Genomic DNA, 2173 nt, shown 5'->3' on the forward strand with positions numbered 1-2173 from the left:
GTTTTAACTGAGATCTAAACATAAAGAATCCAATGACTTCTAGTATTCCCATGGCAATTAAGGTAAAGCCAAATACTTGTAGAAGAATCAATAAACTTGCGAATGGATTAAATAGAAGTAATGCACCACCAATAACAAGAATTACACTATAGATAATCCAAGCTACAGATTTGGTATTAAGACCTAGTACTAATTGAAAGGCCCCATTAGAAATAATGGATAAACCTAATAAGATTGGGAGAACAGATGCGATGGTATTCGCAAACAGAAGTACGACAAGGGCTAATACAAGTAAAAATATCCCACTAAATAGTCCTAATCCCCAGTGTCCAGATTCTTTTCTCGATTTAAAATCTTCGAGAATATTAATTAGTCCGATCAACGTTAAGTACCCAGCAAGTACATACCCAATAAAATTGAAGAAACCAGCTGGATTAATTGCAATAATTATTCCAAAAATTACATAAATAATAGCTCGAAGAATTGCGTGACTCTTAAAATTTCTTTTTAATATTACTAACATAATAGACACCTCTTTTTGTTTTCTCAATTTTACATTTTCTTAAGATAAAAAGCGAGTATTTAGGTGATTTAGTAAAAATAAAATTAGCATATTTTATGTATTAATTTAAAAAATATGTTAGCCTTGGGTCAGATAAAATGTAAATTAATAAAATTTGCAGGAGGTTCATCATGGATTACCATGTTTTAAGGAAAACTGATTCTCGTTGGTTAGCGGCAGCCACGGAAATATATAATGCTGACTGGAAAGCCGCAAAGTATTTAGCAAGCAAAATGATAAGGGACGAATTCGATGACTGGGAAGGAATCGTTGTAGCTGAAGACACAGATCGGATTGTCGGTTTTTGTTCATTTGTTAATAAGGATATAGTTGATTTAGTATATAGTCCGTATATCGCAATAGTATATGTTGATCCGAATTTCAGGGGCAATGGTATAAGTAAAGAGTTAGTTAAGATCGCAGAAAACCAACTGCTCAAAGTGGGATTTCAAAGTATCTATATTGTTACACAACATGTAGGTCTTTATGAAAAATGGGGCTATTCTCAAATCGACGAAGCAGAGGATAAGTTTGGAAGAATTATGAGAGTATTGGAAAAGAATTTCTAGTATGATAATTAAATGAGATACGCATTGGCGTTTATGAGGTATATTTCTCTAATCTTAGTAAGCTTTTTGTTTGCAAAAAGCTTTAGATGAAAGTAACATAATAGTACCCGTATCAGTAAAAAAATGTTTCATTTTTACTTCTTTATGAAAACTTCCTGACCTTAATTGGATAGGGAGTTTTTTGTTCTTAAGATGGAAAACCATCTGATTTTGTTATCTAAAGTCACCATTAAAAATTCGCTGGATCTAACTTTATTTAATTTACTTAGTGCTAATGAGCTCTTTAATATTTTTCAATAAATGATTATAAATGAGCAATTGCTGGTAGAGTCCAAGTGAAGATTGGTAGGTACTCAAAAGCAATCAATAAAATATGATGTAGAAATCATTATGATGCATAGAGCGGACTGCATTCGTATTTATATATGTATTGTCTAGTCAATAATAAATAAAGGATAGATAAAATAAGGTTGACTTTTCTCTCCAATGATTTTAGGGGAATACTTATAAAATAAATAAAAATTATTTCTAAATTCAATAAAAAATCTTATTTTTATAATATTATTTGATATGTATGGAGGTGGAATTAAATGAGTATTTTAAAATCAGCTGTGAAATACAAAGCAGCTAAAAAAGCGACAGATAAAGTACTAGGAGATGGATTACTATCTAGCGTGGTAGCTGCAAAAACAGTCAAAAAAAGTAATGAGCTTAGCAGGCTAAGGAAAGAGAAGAAATAACAGAATTGAGAAAATAGAGAAGCCTTGTCATTAATTGCTAGATAGGGCTTTTTAATTTTTTTCGAACAGTTATTTTATTTTTTTAGATTATCCTCAAATACTTTCTTATAGATCAATGATCAGTTACTTTGGGTGATAATTGTAATAAGCATCTGAAAATAAATAGCACTCTATTGCGAGCTTGTATATAAGTCATAGTCGTTTTACTTGCGTTTACAAAGTTTATACTATAGTTTAGGAGATGCGTGCAATACTCTACGAAGAGTATTAGACAGTAATGCTTGGGGAAGTGAGTCTAATAC

3 protein-coding genes are annotated in these 2173 nt (G+C 31.0%); 2 read left to right on the top strand and 1 reads right to left on the bottom strand.

From position 1 onward, the window contains the following. A partial coding sequence (locus tag A5882_RS13205; protein WP_086372935.1) for a DUF308 domain-containing protein occupies nt 1–523 on the bottom strand: 523 nt, incomplete at its 3' end. Between the two features lie 170 nt (nt 524–693). Here A5882_RS13205 and A5882_RS13210 point away from each other — a divergent pair. Together A5882_RS13210 and A5882_RS19855 are read left to right on the top strand one after the other, a co-directional pair. Beyond that, entirely contained in the window at nt 694–1131 is a 438-nt protein-coding gene (locus tag A5882_RS13210; RefSeq protein WP_086372936.1) for a GNAT family N-acetyltransferase, read from the top strand. Nucleotides 1132–1721: 590 nt separating this feature from the next. Continuing rightward, a complete protein-coding gene (locus A5882_RS19855) occupies nt 1722–1871 on the top strand; it encodes a hypothetical protein (protein ID WP_176462030.1) in 150 nt (49 codons plus the stop codon). Nucleotides 1872–2173: the final 302 nt, after the last annotated feature.

The sequence above is a fragment of the Enterococcus sp. 4E1_DIV0656 genome (assembly GCF_002140695.1).
Taxonomy (GTDB): Bacteria; Bacillota; Bacilli; order Lactobacillales; family Enterococcaceae; genus Enterococcus_D; species Enterococcus_D entomosocium.